This is a genomic window from Pseudomonas sp. GW823-FHT04A03 (genome assembly GCF_058796615.1).
In genome coordinates this window covers 54924-70655 of the sequence record NZ_JBXAIV010000015.1, presented here as the reverse complement: position 1 = coordinate 70655, position 15732 = coordinate 54924, and the positions used below count along the sequence as shown (strand labels likewise).

Annotated in this window: 16 protein-coding genes; 5 read left to right on the top strand and 11 right to left on the bottom strand. The window is 60.9% G+C overall.

Annotated features, from left to right (window positions below; all coding sequences use genetic code 11):
• Positions 1 to 59 precede the first annotated feature (59 nt).
• Together moaB and AC1Q9F_RS26515 are read left to right on the top strand one after the other, a co-directional pair.
• Entirely contained in the window at positions 60 to 599 is a 540-nt protein-coding gene (moaB, locus tag AC1Q9F_RS26520; RefSeq protein ID WP_007955742.1) for a molybdenum cofactor biosynthesis protein B, read from the top strand.
• Positions 583 to 1809 (top strand): molybdopterin molybdotransferase MoeA, encoded by a 1227-nt coding sequence (locus AC1Q9F_RS26515; RefSeq protein WP_492621275.1) that lies wholly within the window; start codon positions 583 to 585, stop codon positions 1807 to 1809. Before moaB ends, AC1Q9F_RS26515 begins: the two co-directional genes overlap by 17 nt.
• Before the next feature lie 55 nt (positions 1810 to 1864).
• Here the strand turns inward: AC1Q9F_RS26515 and AC1Q9F_RS26510 are convergent, their stop codons facing one another.
• The gene (locus tag AC1Q9F_RS26510) at positions 1865 to 2173 is read right to left on the bottom strand and encodes a hypothetical protein (protein WP_207983544.1); all 309 of its coding nucleotides are present in this window, start codon (positions 2171 to 2173) and stop codon (positions 1865 to 1867) included.
• A 314-nt stretch (positions 2174 to 2487) separates the two neighbouring features.
• Between AC1Q9F_RS26510 and yegS the strand changes: the two genes are divergently transcribed.
• Positions 2488 to 3405, top strand: coding sequence for a lipid kinase YegS (gene yegS / locus AC1Q9F_RS26505; RefSeq protein WP_492621276.1), 918 nt, complete (start codon positions 2488 to 2490; stop codon positions 3403 to 3405).
• Here the strand turns inward: yegS and AC1Q9F_RS26500 are convergent.
• The 3 genes from AC1Q9F_RS26500 to AC1Q9F_RS26490 form a co-directional block, all read right to left on the bottom strand.
• Positions 3389 to 4048 carry a response regulator gene (locus tag AC1Q9F_RS26500; protein ID WP_492621277.1) on the bottom strand — a complete coding sequence of 220 codons (660 nt, stop codon included), beginning with the start codon at positions 4046 to 4048 and terminating at the stop codon, positions 3389 to 3391. The genes yegS and AC1Q9F_RS26500 overlap by 17 nt on opposite strands.
• Positions 4045 to 4938 carry a sensor histidine kinase gene (locus AC1Q9F_RS26495; RefSeq protein WP_007955752.1) on the bottom strand — a complete coding sequence of 298 codons (894 nt, stop codon included), beginning with the start codon at positions 4936 to 4938 and terminating at the stop codon, positions 4045 to 4047. Before AC1Q9F_RS26495 ends, AC1Q9F_RS26500 begins: the two co-directional genes overlap by 4 nt.
• 483 nt (positions 4939 to 5421) lie before the next feature.
• A complete protein-coding gene (locus AC1Q9F_RS26490; protein ID WP_207983542.1) occupies positions 5422 to 5892 on the bottom strand; it encodes a hypothetical protein in 471 nt (156 codons plus the stop codon).
• Positions 5893 to 6344: 452 nt separating this feature from the next.
• Between AC1Q9F_RS26490 and AC1Q9F_RS26485 the strand changes: the two genes are divergently transcribed.
• Positions 6345 to 7280: a chemotaxis protein CheV gene (locus tag AC1Q9F_RS26485; RefSeq protein ID WP_034155209.1), complete on the top strand. Its 936-nt coding sequence runs from the start codon at positions 6345 to 6347 to the stop codon at positions 7278 to 7280.
• Between the two features lie 90 nt (positions 7281 to 7370).
• Positions 7371 to 8177 carry an MOSC domain-containing protein gene (locus tag AC1Q9F_RS26480; protein ID WP_492621278.1) on the top strand — a complete coding sequence of 269 codons (807 nt, stop codon included), beginning with the start codon at positions 7371 to 7373 and terminating at the stop codon, positions 8175 to 8177.
• Positions 8178 to 8248: 71 nt separating this feature from the next.
• Here the strand turns inward: AC1Q9F_RS26480 and ppnP are convergent, their stop codons facing one another.
• The 7 genes from ppnP to AC1Q9F_RS26445 all read right to left on the bottom strand — a co-directional run bounded on the left by ppnP (position 8249) and on the right by AC1Q9F_RS26445 (position 15727).
• On the bottom strand, positions 8249 to 8533 hold the full coding sequence (gene ppnP, locus AC1Q9F_RS26475) for a pyrimidine/purine nucleoside phosphorylase (RefSeq protein WP_007940055.1): 285 nt from the start codon (positions 8531 to 8533) through the stop codon (positions 8249 to 8251).
• A gap of 82 nt (positions 8534 to 8615) precedes the next feature.
• The gene (locus AC1Q9F_RS26470) at positions 8616 to 9158 is read right to left on the bottom strand and encodes a 3'-5' exonuclease (RefSeq protein ID WP_207983540.1); all 543 of its coding nucleotides are present in this window, start codon (positions 9156 to 9158) and stop codon (positions 8616 to 8618) included.
• 69 nt (positions 9159 to 9227) lie between these two features.
• Positions 9228 to 11189 carry an acetyl/propionyl/methylcrotonyl-CoA carboxylase subunit alpha gene (locus AC1Q9F_RS26465; protein WP_492621279.1) on the bottom strand — a complete coding sequence of 654 codons (1962 nt, stop codon included), beginning with the start codon at positions 11187 to 11189 and terminating at the stop codon, positions 9228 to 9230.
• A gap of 67 nt (positions 11190 to 11256) precedes the next feature.
• Entirely contained in the window at positions 11257 to 12054 is a 798-nt protein-coding gene (locus tag AC1Q9F_RS26460; RefSeq protein WP_492621280.1) for an enoyl-CoA hydratase/isomerase family protein, read from the bottom strand.
• Complete coding sequence (gene atuD, locus AC1Q9F_RS26455) at positions 12051 to 13208, bottom strand: citronellyl-CoA dehydrogenase (RefSeq protein WP_085700109.1); 1158 nt, start codon at positions 13206 to 13208, stop codon at positions 12051 to 12053. The genes AC1Q9F_RS26460 and atuD overlap by 4 nt, the downstream gene beginning before the upstream one ends.
• Before the next feature lie 29 nt (positions 13209 to 13237).
• Positions 13238 to 14854 carry a geranyl-CoA carboxylase subunit beta gene (gene atuC, locus AC1Q9F_RS26450; RefSeq protein ID WP_492621281.1) on the bottom strand — a complete coding sequence of 539 codons (1617 nt, stop codon included), beginning with the start codon at positions 14852 to 14854 and terminating at the stop codon, positions 13238 to 13240.
• Between the two features lie 3 nt (positions 14855 to 14857).
• Positions 14858 to 15727 (bottom strand): SDR family oxidoreductase, encoded by an 870-nt coding sequence (locus tag AC1Q9F_RS26445; RefSeq protein WP_207983535.1) that lies wholly within the window; start codon positions 15725 to 15727, stop codon positions 14858 to 14860.
• Between the last annotated feature and the right edge of the window lie 5 nt (positions 15728 to 15732).

The window sequence follows — 15732 nt, the reverse complement described above, 5'->3', positions numbered from 1 at the left end:
GAAAAAAGGGGGCGCTGTGATATAACACCGGGCTGTTTCTCCTACAACTGGACGAGCCTATGAAAGCCAAGGCTGATGTACCTTTCGTGCCGCTCAATATCGCGGTGCTGACGGTCAGCGACACCCGAACCCTGGAAACCGATACCTCCGGCCAGGTCTTCGTCGACCGGCTGACGGCCGCGGGTCACCATCTGGCGCAGCGAGTGCTGCTCAAAGATGACTTGTACAAGATCCGTGCGCAAGTCGCCCACTGGATCGCCGAAGACGTCGTGCAAGTCGTGCTGATTACCGGCGGCACCGGTTTTACCGGCCGCGATAGCACCCCGGAAGCCGTCGCTTGCCTGCTGGACAAGCAGGTCGATGGTTTTGGCGAGCTGTTTCGCCAGATCTCGGTCGCCGACATCGGCACCTCCACCGTGCAATCCCGGGCTTTGGCGGGGCTGGCCAATGGAACGCTGGTCTGCTGCCTGCCAGGCTCGACCAACGCGGTGCGCACCGGTTGGGATGGCATCCTCGCCGAGCAACTGGACTCACGCCACCGCCCGTGCAATTTCGTCACTCATTTGAAACAGGCGGCGCCTTGTGAATCCCGTGGGTAAGCCGGGCAAGACCGGCAGCCTGATGCCCGTCGAAGAGGCATTGGCGCGTTTGCTGGAAATGGCCGAGGCCTCGCGGATTGTCGAGTGCGAGTTTTTGCCACTGGCCCAGGTTCAGGGGCGGGTGCTGGCGCAGGATCTGATTTCGACGCTGGATCTGCCGCCGTGGCCGAACAGTGCCATGGACGGTTATGCCTTGAATCTGGCCGACTGGACCGGCGAACCGTTGCCGGTCAGTCAGAAAATCTTCGCCGGACAGGCACCGGAACCTTTGAAACCGGGCACCTGTGCACGGATCTTTACCGGTGCGCCGGTACCTGCAGGTGCCGATTGTGTCGAGATGCAGGAAAACGCCGAGATTCATGCCGGTGAGCGCGTGAGCTTCATCGAGGCGATGGTGGCCGGGCAGAACATTCGCCCGCAAGGCCAGGAAACGACAGTCGGTGAGTTGGTCCTGGCCGCCGGAACCCGGCTCGGTCCGATCGAGCAGGGACTGGCCGCATCGCTGGGTTGCGCAGGGCTTGAGGTGATTCGCCGCGTTCGTGTGGCGGTGCTGTCCACGGGGGATGAACTGGTCGAGCCGGGAACAGCATTGGGACCGGGACAGATCTACAACAGCAACCGGGTGTTGTTGTGCAGCTGGTTGCAGCGCCTCGGATGTGAAGTGGTGGATGCCGGTATTCTGCCTGATGACCTGCCTACCACCCGTACGCGACTTGGGGAGCTTCAGGATGTAGACCTGATTCTTTCAACCGGTGGTGTATCGGTCGGGGAAGCGGATTTCCTCGGAATCGCATTGAGGGAAGAAGGCGAGCTGACACTCTGGAAGCTCGCAATCAAACCCGGCAAGCCGCTGACGGTCGGGCATTTCCGTGGTGTCCCGGTGATTGGATTGCCGGGGAATCCTGCCTCGACACTGGTGACTTTTGCCTTGTTGACCCGACCTTATCTGTTGCGTCGCCAGGGCGTTCAGGATGTCGAGCCGCTGAAGTTTTCGGTGCCCGCAGGATTTGTCTGGCCTCAGGCCGGTAACCGTCGTGAATTTCTGCGCGGACGTCTGGAGCAGGGGCAAGCGATTATCTACCGTAACCAGAGTTCGGGCGTACTGCGCAGCGCTGCCTGGGCCGAGGGGCTGGTGGAAGTGCAGGAGGGGCGAGTCTTGGCAGAGGGTGATCAGGTGCCATTCATTCCACTCAGCGAGCTGCTCGGTTGATTGCAGGCATTGAAAGGCAGGCACAGTCGCTACACGATGCCTGCCTTTCAGCGGGTCAACGGCTGAGCAGTGTGACGAGCTGATCGAACCGGCTGTTGGCAATCCAGCCCAACAGTCCGAGCACCATCGCTGTCGCCCCTGCCGAATAGGCAAGGCGATGCTTGATGGCTTTGACGTCCCCTCTGACCTCGTCCATATCGCGTCGAATGTACTTGAGATGGGTTTCCAGCTCGGTGACACGCGGTTCCATATCGTTTTCTCCAGTGTTTCTGGCGCTGCATTTGAATTCGTCTTTAAGACTGGCGCGACTTTCGGAAAGAGAGGCAACCGGACTCACGGATACTCTTGCTTCATGGCTTTGCATGGAAACGCCCGCCTGCGGTCATTGGGGGCAGTTGGCAAATGCCGGTATGCAAAGTATCGAAAGTCCTGAAACTGTATCCACTCATTACATGCACATCCTTGTGTAATTGAATTGAAGATCGCTAACGCCGACACACGTTGTACCAACGGCGGGGCTGGGTCAATTGAGCCGATTCCTTACGTTCTGTACGAAAAATTACCGATATGTAGGATGGGCCAGACGGGCAACAGGAATTAATCAGAAGACGTGCGACTTTTTTGCCGGTCTTGAGGGTCAAGATGTCCCGTACTGATTCAATTCCGGGAGTAGCCGCAATGAGTGAACGCAAGGCATTGTTGATTCTGCATGGCAAGCAGGCACTCAACGAGGCGGTTCGTGCCGCTGTCGAGAACAAACGCAAGCAGGGCTGGGAACTGGCTGTGCGCCTGACCTGGGAGGCCGGGGATGCGCAGCGGCTGGTGGAGGAGGCGCTGGCGGCGGGATACCGTAAGATCATCGCCGGTGGTGGAGATGGCACCCTGCGCGACATCGCCGAAGCACTGGCGGCGCATCCGGGCAAGGCCAGTCTGGTGCTGTTGCCGCTGGGAACAGCCAACGATTTTTCCCGCGCGGCGGTTATTCCGCTGGAGCCGGCCGAGGCGCTTGAGTTGCTCGAAGCGCCCGCCCATGACATTGATCTGGGGGAAGTCGGCGGGCAGATCTTCCTGAACATGGCCACCGGGGGATTCGGCAGCCAAGTGACCGCCAACACATCGGAAGATTTGAAAAAAGTGCTGGGCGGCGCGGCCTATCTGTTCACCGGTTTATCGCGCTTCAGCGAGCTACATGCCGCCTATGGCGAATTGCAGGGGCCGGATTTTCACTGGCGGGGCGAGCTGCTGGCGCTGGGGATCGGCAATGGCCGTCAGGCTGGTGGCGGGCACGTGTTGTGCCCGGAAGCGCTGGTGGACGACGGTCTTCTGGATATCAGTATTCTGCCAGCCCCGCAGGAGCTGGTTGGCACGCTGAAAAATCTGCTCAGCGACGGGTTCGGCATCGACAACATGTTCGTGCGCACGCGTTTGCCGTGGGTTGAAATCAAGGTTGCCGAAGGGCTTTGCATCAATCTTGATGGTGAGCCACTGGAAGGCGACAGTCTGCGGTTTGCGGCGCGCCCCGGAGCCTTGCGTGTGCATTTGCCCAAGGACTCGCCGTTGTTGAGCACAACGCCCCGGCTCAGTCGTCCAGACTGATGATCTGTTCCCGCACGGCAAACAGCACCAGGCCCGCCACATCGTAGATCTGCAGGCGTTTCATGATCTGCGACCGGTGGGTTTCGACCGTCTTGATGCTCAAGCCCAGACCATTGGCGATTTCCCGCGTGGATTTGCCACGCACGATCAGGCGCAGGATTTCCAGCTGGCGTGCCGTCAGGTTGTGCGACTCGGCGATTTCCGGCTGCTGCTTGAGGTTGCGGGTCAGCGCCTGATTGATCACGGTATGGGCGATGGCAGGGCTCAGATAGCGTTCGTTGTTGCGCAGCGCTTCCAGTGCATGTTCGAGCTCGGTGGCCGTGGTGTCCTTGAGCAGGTAACCGTGCGCACCGGACTCCAGCGCCTGCATGATCAGCGCGGGATCGGTGTGCATCGACAGAATCAGCACTTTGGCGTGCGGGCGTACGCGTCTGAGCCGCTGCAGGGCTTCCAGACCGCCGGTTTCTTTCATGGAAATGTCCAGCAATACGATATCGGGAGACAGCAGCTCGACCATCTCGAGCAACTGCGAGCCGTCATTGGCCTCGCCGATAACCGCATAACCGGGAATATCCAGCACCAGGGCGCGCACGCCGGCCCTGATCAGCGAGTGGTCATCCACCAGAAGTAAGTTACAAGTCAACGCATAACCTTATTCGTACTGGCCCGCTCGAGTGCACGGGGCGCCCAGGGGAATAGTGCTTCGATTTGAGTACCTTTGCCCGGCTCGCTGGTCACGCTCAGTGTGCCGCCCAGTTGCTCGATGCGTTCGGCCATCCCGGCCATGCCCCGCTGTCCTTCGCGACCCGGATTCGCCGCCGGGGAAAAACCCAGCCCATCATCGCTGATCAGCAGAGTCAGGCCCTGCGGCAGGCGTTGTACGCGAATCAACAGGTTTTTGGCCTGCGCATGGCGAAGGATGTTGGTCACCGCTTCCTGAGTGATACGAAAGGCAGCGACGGCCATTTCTTCGGGGATTCCGTTCAGGCGCTGCTGGCAGTCCAGACTCCAGTGCACCGAAGTATTGGTCAATACCTTGAGCAAATGTGCACGCAGGCTCGCTTCCAGGCCAAGGCTGGTCAGTTGCCGCGGGTTGAGAATGGCCGAAACGTCGCGAACCTTGTTGAGGGTTTCTTCGAGGGTCTCGCAAAGTACTGAACAGTGTTCCTGCATGTCCGCGGGCAAGCGACGCTTGAGCCATTCGCTTTGCAGCTTGGCGGCGGTCAGCAGTTGGCCGATATCGTCATGCAGCTCACGACTCAGGCGATGGCGCTCGTTTTCCTGGACTTCCAGCAAACGGTCGGCGAGTTCCTGAGGCTGGAACTTGATGGATTTGCGCGACAGACGATGTTGTGTCCAGACGCAACCGGCAGCCGCCACGTTGATCAGCAGCAGGCCGAGCGACAACGGCGCGGAGACCCCATAGCTCAACAGACTGCCCAAAGCCGAAGCCGTGCACAGCAGGAGTGTGAACCTGCGGGCATTTTCTCGGGAGGGAGGCCATGTGGTAATTGACTTGAGGCTGGCGTACATAGCGGATGGAGCCAATGGATGTTCGCTGCGGGCAGACCGGTCAGAAGGGCTGGCGGTCTCTGTCTGGAAAACTGTCATTCAGGTTGTTGATTTCAAAACGGTTCAGTGATCGATAATTGAGCGCCAACTTCGGTGGTGACTGCTCATAGAAGTCACAATGCCATTAACTGAAACAACTAACGGGCGGCATAATACCACTTAACATACCGTTGGTCGCGTTTGCCCTATATGTCCAAAGAGTCAGGAAACAGACCATGTTGGACGAGGGTTCCATAATGGAAAAGTTGAAGTACCTGACTCGATAATTATCGATGCAACCGCAAGTTTTCTTTTACACAGGAAAACCCTGACATCCGCAGAGGATAGTCTGCATTCATCGCTCGTAATTATTTATTGGAAGGTGTCGCAGGCAGGCATGAACTATTCAATTGCGACATTCGAGGGCGAGAACTGACGGGCCCGAACAGCCCACTGTGTGCCCGGTTACGCTTGGCGCTCCGACCAGGAGACGAGGGACATCGGCTTGCCATTGAGCGGCATTTGAAAGTGATTCTGTCCGACCTGGCAGGCAAAGGCTTCGATCAGCGACACCTGCTCGCTTTCATCGAGGCCCAATTGGCCGGTGCTTGGGTCAACCAGCTCCAGTTGCCAGGCCATCAGGGTGAAGCAGTCTTTCAGTGCTTCCAGGGCCTGCGCATGCAAATCCACGTGATCCTGAACCTGAGTGAGCAGGCCATGCAGGTGCAGGGAGAATTCGGACACTGCCCCCAGCGCCAGGGCATCAGCCTTGTTCGCCAGCTTGAGGAGGGTACTGAGCATGCAGTCGATGGCGTCCTTGTCATTGCTGATCAGCTGCAAGTGGCTGAGGCATTCTTCAGACTTGGCCAGGAGCGTTTCAGCCTCGACAAGGAATTCGGGGAACCGCTGCGCCCAGTCACTACGGTCGTTCGGCATGCTTATCTCCACCACGTCATGTCTGATGAGGGAATGCCGTGTGTGTCGACGATCATGAACCGTCGCGAGACCGCGCCCCGGTGTGCATTGGCACAGACCTGGGGTTTCAAGAGGATGTGTTTCCACTGAACTGCGATCGCACACAATAGCCTGACTCCGTTCATGCAATGAGAATGGCGTCACATTAATGGCTATTGGATATCGCGAATATCAGGTTGGGCCTGATTGTTACTAGGGGATTCCCTTAGGCACGGGAACCTGTCGCGCAAATCGAGGTCGCGCCGAAGAGAATGTAGCAGATGATTTCACCGGGCCAGTAAAGCATGATGTTAATGTGACATCAATGCCTGCTCATGGCATTTTGTTGGTGATTTGTGACGGGATCAAGATCCGCCAGATTCAGCCGATAACCCCCAATAGTGAATTCATCAGAACAAGCCCAGGAGTCATTGATGGCCGGCATTCTCGACACGGTAGACCAACGCACGCAACTGGTGGGTGAGAATCGCCTGGAAATTCTCATGTTTCGACTGGCCGGGCGCCAATTGTTCGCGATCAACGTGTTCAAGGTTCAGGAAGTCCTGCAGTTGCCGAAACTGACCCTGATGCCCCAGCGTCACCCGTTTGTCTGCGGTGTGGTCAACCTGCGCGGGCAGACGCTGCCGGTGATCGACCTGTCCCAGGCGATCGGCATGCGCCCGCTGGTGCCGGGCCCGAACAGCACGATCATCGTCACCGAGTACAACCGTTCGGTGCAGGCGTTCCTCGTTGGCGGCGTGGACCGCATCGTCAACATGAACTGGGAAGCCATCCTGCCGCCGCCGACCAGCGCCGGTCGCCAGCATTACCTGACCGCCATCAGCAAGGTTGACGATCAACTGGTGGAAATCATCGACGTCGAGAAAGTCCTCGCCGAAATCGTTCCGTACAACGCCAAGGTTTCGCGCGACAAACTGGACGATCCGGTGCTCGAACGCGCCCGTGGCCGCGAAGTATTGCTGGTAGACGACTCCAACGTGGCGCTCTCGCAATTGCGCGACACCCTCGGCCAGTTGGGCGTGAAGATGCACATCGCCAGTGACGGCCTGAAAGCCCTGAACATGCTCAAGGCCTGGGCGGACACCGGGGTGAACATGACCGACAAGCTGTTGATGATCTTCACCGACGCTGAAATGCCGGAAATGGACGGCTATCGCCTGACCACCGAAATCCGCAACGACCCGCGCCTGCGTGGCCTGTACGTGGTGTTGCACACTTCGCTGTCCGGCAGTTTCAACGACTCGATGGTGAAGAAGGTCGGTTGCGACAACTTCCTCTCCAAGTTCCAGCCGGACAAACTGGTCGATGTGGTGCGCCAGCGTCTGATGCTCGACGAAGTGCCGGCCTGATCAAGCTGTCGAGGCTGACCCTGCGTCAGCCTTTGATTCGCTGACAAAGCTCGTATAGGGTGGCGTTTTTGACCCACCAGGGAGCTGGCCATGCTGCGTCTGAGCGCGCTTTATCGTTACCCGTTGAAATCCGCCAAGGGTGAGGTCCTGCAAGGGATCGGCCTGGACAAACTGGGGCTTGAGGGCGACCGACGCTGGATGCTGGTGGACGAGGCCAGCGGGCGATTCCTGACCCAGCGTGCCGAAGCCAAGATGAGCCAGCTGTCGGCGTTGTGGAATGTCAGCGGTGGTCTGACGCTCAGCGCGCCGGGGCATTCGGCAATCGATGTCGCCTTGCCCGGCAGCGACGACGACCTGCGTGGTGTGACGATCTGGCGTGACACCCTGCGTGTGCCGGATGCCGGTGAGGAGGCGGCCCGCTGGGTCAGCGAATTCATCGGCAAGCCCACCCGACTGGTGCAAGTGCCGCTGGATCGCGCCCGGACGACCCAGGCCGGGTACGGCAACGATGACGACCAAGTGGCGTTCGCCGATGGTTTCCCGCTGCTGCTGATTGGTGAGGCCTCGCTGCAACACCTGTCGCAGGAAGTCGGGCGTCCGCTGGAAATGCTGCGGTTCCGGCCGAATCTGGTGATCGAAGGCAGTGATGCTTACGCCGAGGATGGCTGGAAGCGGATTCGAATCGGCGATGTCGAGTTCCGCGTGGTCAAGTCCTGCTCGCGGTGCATTCTCACCACGATCGATCCGCAGACCGGAGAGCGCAGCGCTGACCGTGAACCGCTGGCGACCTTGCAGAAGACTCGCGCCCAGGCCGACGGCGCGATGTTTGGCCAGAACCTGGTCAACGACGGCAACGGCCGGCTTGAAGTCGGCATGCCGGTGGAAATTCTCGAATAACCCGCCCTGAAACGAAAAATGCCCGTGTCCTTGGACACGGGCATTTTTTATTGCCGTAGGAAACCGGGGTTTCAGCCGCGGTATTCGCACAGGTAAGCGGTGTCGACGGCCACTTTCAGCTGGAACTTGCTGTTGGCTGGCACGTTGAACTGGCTGCCGGCGGCGAAGGTTTCCCAGTCGCTGCTGTCCGGCAGTTTGACGGTCAGGGCGCCCGAAACCACGTGCATGATTTCGCGCTGGCTGGTGCCGAATTCGTACTCGCCCGGGGCCATGACGCCGATGGTCGCAGGGCCTTCAGCGGTGCCAAAAGCGATCGACTTGACGGTGCCGTCGAAGTACTCGTTGACTTTAAACATGGGCGATTCCTCTCGAAAAGGGCTTAAAAAGGGTCAAAAAGGTCGGCCAGTATGCACAAGGCTCATGGCGCCGTCACCTGCGCTAGAGCGGCAGCACCAATGGCAATAATCGGGCGGTATTGCGCGCATCTTCCAGCGCCCGGTGTTGTTGACCGGTGAATTGCATGCCCGCCAGTTGCAGCGCGCCATTGAGGCCCAGCGGGCGTTCGAGGCGCCGGGCCTTGGCAAAGCGCTGTTTGAGGTTCATGTGCGGCACCCGGCTCAGGGCGCTGTCGAGTTGCAGGCGCTGCCATTCCTGAAGCAACTGCTTGCGGTCGTAGTCGCCCCAGCTGGCCCAGCCTTCAAGGCGTGTCTGGTGCTGACCGAGCCAGCGCTCGAACGCAGGCCACACTTCGCTCAGCGGCTGTGCCGCGTCGATGTTGGCCTGGGTGATGTGCGTGAGTTCGCGGCAAAAAGCCGTCAACAAGGGGCGCCGCGTCGGTTTGACGAAGCGCTGAAAGTGATCCTGCTCGCGACCGGCGCGATCCACCAGGGTCGCGCCGATCTCGATGATCTCCATTTCCGTAACCGGCCAGCCACCCTCATCGGTGGTGGCTTCCAGATCTATGACCAGCCAATGGGGCATCGCAGGGTTCCTGATTTCCGCGTCCTGATTATTCAGAGCGTAGTCAAACCTTGCGGATGCGCGCGGCGACTACTCGACCTGCAACAGAACCTGACGATTTTTTACCTGATCGCCGACCTTGACCTGCACCCGCTTGAGCACGCCGTCGATGCCGGCCTTGAGCGGGTGCTCCATTTTCATCGCTTCCAGCACCACCAGCAGTTGGCCCTTGCTGACCGGGCTGCCTTCGCTGACAAGCACATCGATGATGGCGCCATCCATCGGGGCTTTCAACGTGCCGGAACTGACGCTGGTCTGACTGTCGATCACCGCGTGAGTTCGATCCACCAGGTGCAGGCTGCCGGGGTGGGTGAACAGCCAGAGCTGCTCGTCGCGCAGGCGATAGGCATGGCGCTGGCGCAGGCCATCGATTTCCAGCGTCACGGCCGCGGTGGTGTGTTCGATGAGTTTGAGTTCGATGACGCGCTCCGCGACCTGCACTTCAAATGTGTTGTCCGGGCTGACGCGCAGTTGTACGTTCCAGTCGCGGGCGTCGAGGCCGATGCGATAAAGCAACGGCGCACCGGCATTGTTGCGCCATCCGGACAACGGGGCGCGGTGTCGCTGTGCGGCGGATTGGTAAAACAGCAGCGCCGCGATGGCCAGCTCTTCGGCACCGGGCGAATAGGCGTGTAGGCAATCGTGATCAGCGAAGTGTTGAGGGATAAAGCCAGTGCCGAACTCCCCGCTGATGAACTGCGGATGCTGCAACAGGCTGGCGAGCAACCGTTGATTGCTCTGCACGCCCAGCAACACGCTGTCCTGCACCGCGCACAGCAGTTTGCGCCGGGCCTCCTCGCGGGTTGCGCCGTGGGCGATCAGTTTGCCGAGCATCGGGTCGTAGAACGGTGAGATCGATTGCCCTTCGATCAGGCCGTGATCGATCCGCGCACCGCGATCCAGTGCCGGCGCCCAGGCTTCGACACGCCCGGTCTGCGGAAGAAAACCCTGGGCCGGATCTTCGGCGTAGAGGCGTACTTCCATCGCGTGGCCATCTAGTTTCACCTGCGCCTGGGTCAGCGGTAGCGGCTGGCCCTCGGCGACCGCCAGTTGCCACGCCACCAGATCCAGCCCGGTAATCAGTTCAGTCACCGGATGCTCGACCTGCAACCGGGTGTTCATCTCCAGAAAGTAGAACCGACCATCGGCCTCAAGCAAAAACTCCACGGTGCCGGCGCCGACATAGTTCACCGCACGCCCGGCCTTGAGCGCCGCTTCGCCCATCGCCTGACGCAGTTCTTCGGTCATCACCGGGCACGGCGCTTCCTCGATGACTTTCTGGTGGCGGCGCTGAATCGAACAGTCGCGCTCGCCGAGGTAGATCAGGTTGCCATGGTGATCGCCGAACAGCTGCACTTCGACATGGCGCGGTTCGATCAGCGCCTGTTCGAGGATCAGTTCATCGCTGCCGAAACCGTTCAAGGCTTCGGAGCGCGCCGTGCGCAATTGCGCCGGCAGTTCCTCGGCGCTGTGTACCAACCGCATGCCGCGTCCGCCGCCGCCGGCGCTGGCCTTGATCATCAACGGGTAACCAATGCGCTCGGCTTCACGGGTCAGGGTTGCGTCGCCCTGCTCGGCGCCCTGATAGCCGGCGATGCACGGGACGCCGGCGGTGAGCATGGCGATTTTCGATTGGCGTTTGCTGCCCATCAGTTCGATGGCTTCGACGCTGGGGCCGATAAACGTCAGGCCGGCCTGTTCGCAGGCGCGGGCGAATTCGGCATTTTCCGAAAGGAAGCCGTAGCCGGGATGGATCGCGTCGGCACCGCTGCGCCGGGCGGCGTCGAGGATCGCCGTGATGTTCAGGTAGGACTGCTGCACCGGCGCCGGGCCGATGTTCACCGCTTGATCGGCCATTTGCACGTGCAGTGCATCGGCGTCGGCGTCGCTGAAGATGGCGACCGTGCGATAGCCGAGGGCCTGGGCGGTGCGCTGGATGCGGCAGGCGATTTCACCGCGGTTGGCGATCAGGATTTTGTGAAGGGCGGGCATGGTGTTTTTCCTGAATGTTGGCGGTGGATTGAAGGGCCTCATCGCGGGCAAGCCCGCTCCCACAGGGTCAGGTGCTCCATCCGGGTTTGCGCTTTTGCACAAACGCCATCGTGCCTTCGATCCCTTCGGAACCCGTCACCGCTGCGCTGAACCACTGCGCGGCTTCGTCCAGCAATTCACTCGACGGCTGGCCGGCGCTGGCCAGCAGCAGTTTTTTCGTCACCGCATTCGCCTCGGGGGCGCAACACAAGACATGGTCGAGCACCTCATCCAGTCGCTCGGCGAGCGCCTGTGGATCCTGCTCGACAAAATGCACCAGCCCCAGGCGCCGGGCCTGATGACCATCGAAACGGGCAGCAGTCAGCGCGAGGCGACGGGTTTCAGTGAGCCCGATGCGCTGCACCACAAACGGCGCGATCTGCGCCGGCAGCAGGCCGAGGCTGGTTTCCGGCAAGCCAAATTGCGCTTGATGATCGGCGATGGCGATATCGCTGACACAGGCCAGCCCGAACCCGCCCCCGAGCACCGCGCCCTGCAACACGGTGATCAGCACTTGCGGCGTGTGCTGCGCTTCTTCCAGCAACGACCCGAAGGCACGGTTCAACTCGCTATAGGCATCGCTGCCCTGAGCGCGGGCGTTGGCCATGTCCTTGATGTCGCCGCCGGCGCAGAAATGCCCGCCGGCACCGCTGAGCACCAGCGCGCGAACGCTGCGGTCATCGCGCACCTCTGTCAGCACGGCGCGCAACTCGGCGACCATTTGCAGGCTCATGGCGTTGCGGCTTTCCGGGCGATTGAGGGTGATGTGCAACACGCCGTTGTGCCGTTCCAGCAGCAGCGTCTGGCAATCGGGCAGGGCGCTCATTTCTTTTTCCCCGGCAGGATGCCCATCAGTTTGCAGATGATCCCCAGCATGATTTCGTCGGCACCACCGCCAATCGATACCAGGCGCACGTCGCGGTAAGCGCGGGCCACCGGGTTGTCCCACATGAAGCCCATGCCGCCCCAATATTGCAGGCAACTGTCGCTGACTTCGCGGCCGAGGCGACCGGCCTTGAGCTTGGCCATCGAGGCCAGTCGAGTCACGTCCTGGCCTTTCACGTATTGCTCGGTGGCCTGATAGACCAGCGCCCGCAGGCATTCGATTTCGGTCTGTAGTTCGGCGAGGCGGAAGTGGATCACCTGATTGTCGATCAGCGCGTTGCCGAAGGTTTTGCGTTCCTTGCAGTACTCGATGGTGCTGTCGACGCAGTATTCCAGGCCCTTGATCATGTTGGCCGCGCCGAACAGGCGTTCCTCCTGGAACTGCAGCATCTGCATCATGAACCCGGCGCCTTCGTGGCCGATGCGATTGCGTTGGGGCACGCGCACGTTGTCGAAAAACACCTGGGCGGTTTCCGAACTGCGCATGCCGAGCTTGTCCAGATGCGAACTGAGGCTGATGCCCGGCGTGTTCATCGGCACCATGATCAGCGACTTGTTGACGTGCGGCTTGTCGTCCGAGGTGTTGGCCAGCAGGCAGATGAAGTCGGCGCTCGGCGAGTTGGTGATCCACATCTTGCTGCCGTTGATCACGTAGTCGTCGCCGTCCTTGCGCGCGGTGGTCTTGAGCCCGGCGACATCGGAGCCGGCGCCGACTTCCGAGACGCCGATGCAGCCGACCTGCTCGCCGGTGATGGCCGGGCGCAGAAACTCTTCGCGCAATTCATCGGAGCCGAAGCGGGCGAGGGCCGGGGTGCACATGTCGGTCTGCACGCCGATCGACATCGGAATACCGCCGCAGTGGATGGTGCCGAACTCTTCGGCGGCGACGATCGAATAGCTGTAATCCAGGCCCATGCCGCCGAATTTTTCCGGCTTGGAAATCCCCAGCAATCCGAGGTCGCCGGCCTTGCGGAAAATCTCGTGGATCGGAAAGCGCCCGGCCTTTTCCCATTCATCGACGTGCGGGTTGATCTCGTGCTCGACGAACTGGCGGACGGTACGGCGCAGTGCTTCGTGTTCCGGGGTGAAAATCATTTTTATTGTTCTCCTTTAATCCGTGGCGATCAGAACCGGCTGACGCCGAAGCTGTTGGGTTGCAACGTGCGGATGTCGGCTTCGTGGCAGATGTCCAGCAGGTAACCGAGCAGGGTGCGGGTGTCGCGCGGATCGATCAGCCCGTCGTCCCACAGGTTGGCGCTGCCGTAGAGCGCGGTGGACTGGCTGTCGAGTTTCTGCGCGGTGACCTGCTCCAGCATGTCGAGCATTTTCGGGTCGGGCACCAGGCCGTCCTTGAGCTGTTTGGCTTCGGTGACGATGCGCAACACCTTGCCGGCCTGGGCGCCACCCATCACGGCGGTGCGGCTGTTGGGCCAGGCGAAAATGAAGCGCGGATCGAGCCCGCGTCCGCACATCGCGTAGTTGCCTGCGCCGTAGGAGCCGCCGACCACGATCGTCAGTTTCGGCACCCGCGCATTGGCCACGGCCTGGATCAGTTTCGAGCCGTGCTTGATCACGCCGTGCTGTTCCGATTCGGTGCCGACCATGAACCCGGTGGTGTTGTGGAAAAACAGCAGCGGCGTCTGGCTCTGATCGCAGAGCTGAATGAACTGCGCCGCTTTGCTCGCGCCGTTGGGCGTGATCGGGCCGTTGTTGCCGATGAAACCGCAGGCGCGCCCCTGAATTTTCAGGTGGCCACAAATGGTCTGCTGATCGAACTCGCCCTTGAACTCCAGGAAGCGCGATTCGTCGGCGATCCGCGCAATGATCTCGCGCACGTCGTAGGGTTTTTTCGGGTCGTCCGGGATCAGGCCCAGCAGTTCGTCGATGGGGTACAACGGCTCTTTGAATTGTGGTTGGGGCAGCCACGGAATTTGCTCGTTCCAGTTCAGCAGACTGACAATTTCCCGCGCCTGACGCACGCCGTCGGCATCGTTTTCGGCCAGGTATTCGGCGGTGCCGGCGACTTGCGCGTGCATCTCGGCGCCGCCCAATTCTTCGTCGGTGGCGACTTCGCCGGTCGCTGCTTTAAGCAACGGCGGGCCGGCAAGAAACAGCTTGGCTTTGCCGCGCACCACCACCACGTAATCCGACAGCCCCGGCTGATACGCGCCGCCGGCCGTGGCCGAACCGTGCACCACGGTGATCTGCGGCAGCCCCATGGCCGACATCCGCGCCTGATTGGCAAAGCTGCGTGCGCCTTCGACGAAAATCTCCGCCGCGTAATTGAGGTTGGCGCCGCCACTTTCGGCGAGGGTGATAACCGGCAGTTTGTTCTCCTGGGCGATCTGTTGCAGGCGCAGGGATTTTTTCAGACCCGACGGGGAAATCGTCCCGCCCTTGATCGCGCTGTTGTTCGCCACGATCAAGGCGCGCACGCCGGACACGTAACCAATGCCGGCGATCAAGCCGCCACCGGCCGAGCTGCCGTCCTTGTCGTCGTGCAGTTTGTAGCCGGCCAGGCTCGCCAGTTCGAGAAATGGCGCGCCGGGGTCGAGCAGCAGATTCAGACGCTCACGGGGCAGCAATTGTCCGCGTTTGTCGAATTTCGGTTTGGCCTCGGCAGCCTTGTTCAGCAGGTTTTGTTCGAGTTGCTGGACTTGCTCGATGGCGGCGAGCATGGTCGCTCGGTTGCGGGCGAAGGCTTCGCTGTGCGGGTCGAGTTGGGATTGAATGACCGGCATGGCTTACTCCTTGTCCTTCAAGACGTCCGGCATGTAGGCCCGGTGAAAACCGTTGAACGATTCGCTGTGGGTCGCCTTGTGCAACGGCCAGGCGCGACTGCCCAGGCTGGCTGCGCCGTCGATGCGCAAGGTGCTGCCGCTGATGAACGCGGCAGCCGGGCTGAGCAGAAACACGATCGCCGCGCTGACCTCGGATTCGGTGCCGATGCGCTTGAGCGGCACGTGTTCGCGCAAGGTCGGGATCACGGCCTTGAACGCGCCTTCATAAGTGTCCATGCCGCTGGAAGCGATCCATCCCGGAGCTACCGCATTCACCCGCACCCCGGCATAACCCCATTCGAACGCCGCTGTTTTAGTGAAGTTGTCCATGCCCGAACGCGCAGCGCCGGAGTGGCCCATGCCGGGCATGCCGCCCCACATGTCGGCGAGCATGTTGACGATGTTGCCGCCGTGTTTGCTCATCGACTGGTTGAACACTTCCCGGGCCATCAGGAAACCGCCGACCAGATTGGTGCGCAGTACGGTTTCGAAACCTTTCTGATTGATCGAGGCCAGGGGCGACGGGTACTGGCCACCGGCATTGTTGACCAGCCCGTGGATCGGCCCGTGTTCGCGGATCAGTTCGCTGACCAGCGCCTTCACCGCCTCTTCGTCACGGATATCGCAGGCCTTCCAGTGAACGCGACCGCTGTCCTCGGCAATTTCGGCGGCGACGGTTTGCAGCTTTTCCGGTTTGCGCCCGACCAGCACCACGGTGGCCCCGAGCGCCGCCAGTTCATGGGCGGTGCAACGCCCGATGCCACTGCCGCCTCCGGTGACGATGACGGTCTGGCCGCTGAACAGATCAGCCCTGAAAATCGATTCGAACGCCATGGTGC

Excerpts from the sequence above, each read along its gene's own strand:
- moaB (WP_007955742.1), top strand. The coding sequence starts at position 60 with ATGAAAGCCAAGGCTGATGTACCTTTCGTGCCGCTCAATATCGCGGTG.
- AC1Q9F_RS26510 (WP_207983544.1), bottom strand. The coding sequence starts at position 2,173 with ATGCAAAGCCATGAAGCAAGAGTATCCGTGAGTCCGGTTGCCTCTCTT.
- yegS (WP_492621276.1), top strand. The coding sequence starts at position 2,488 with ATGAGTGAACGCAAGGCATTGTTGATTCTGCATGGCAAGCAGGCACTC.
- AC1Q9F_RS26495 (WP_007955752.1), bottom strand. The coding sequence starts at position 4,938 with ATGTACGCCAGCCTCAAGTCAATTACCACATGGCCTCCCTCCCGAGAA.
- AC1Q9F_RS26490 (WP_207983542.1), bottom strand. The coding sequence starts at position 5,892 with ATGCCGAACGACCGTAGTGACTGGGCGCAGCGGTTCCCCGAATTCCTT.
- AC1Q9F_RS26485 (WP_034155209.1), top strand. The coding sequence starts at position 6,345 with ATGGCCGGCATTCTCGACACGGTAGACCAACGCACGCAACTGGTGGGT.
- AC1Q9F_RS26480 (WP_492621278.1), top strand. The coding sequence starts at position 7,371 with ATGCTGCGTCTGAGCGCGCTTTATCGTTACCCGTTGAAATCCGCCAAG.
- ppnP (WP_007940055.1), bottom strand. The coding sequence starts at position 8,533 with ATGTTTAAAGTCAACGAGTACTTCGACGGCACCGTCAAGTCGATCGCT.
- AC1Q9F_RS26470 (WP_207983540.1), bottom strand. The coding sequence starts at position 9,158 with ATGCCCCATTGGCTGGTCATAGATCTGGAAGCCACCACCGATGAGGGT.
- AC1Q9F_RS26465 (WP_492621279.1), bottom strand. The coding sequence starts at position 11,189 with ATGCCCGCCCTTCACAAAATCCTGATCGCCAACCGCGGTGAAATCGCC.
- AC1Q9F_RS26460 (WP_492621280.1), bottom strand. The coding sequence starts at position 12,054 with ATGAGCGCCCTGCCCGATTGCCAGACGCTGCTGCTGGAACGGCACAAC.
- atuD (WP_085700109.1), bottom strand. The coding sequence starts at position 13,208 with ATGATTTTCACCCCGGAACACGAAGCACTGCGCCGTACCGTCCGCCAG.
- atuC (WP_492621281.1), bottom strand. The coding sequence starts at position 14,854 with ATGCCGGTCATTCAATCCCAACTCGACCCGCACAGCGAAGCCTTCGCC.
- AC1Q9F_RS26445 (WP_207983535.1), bottom strand. The coding sequence starts at position 15,727 with ATGGCGTTCGAATCGATTTTCAGGGCTGATCTGTTCAGCGGCCAGACC.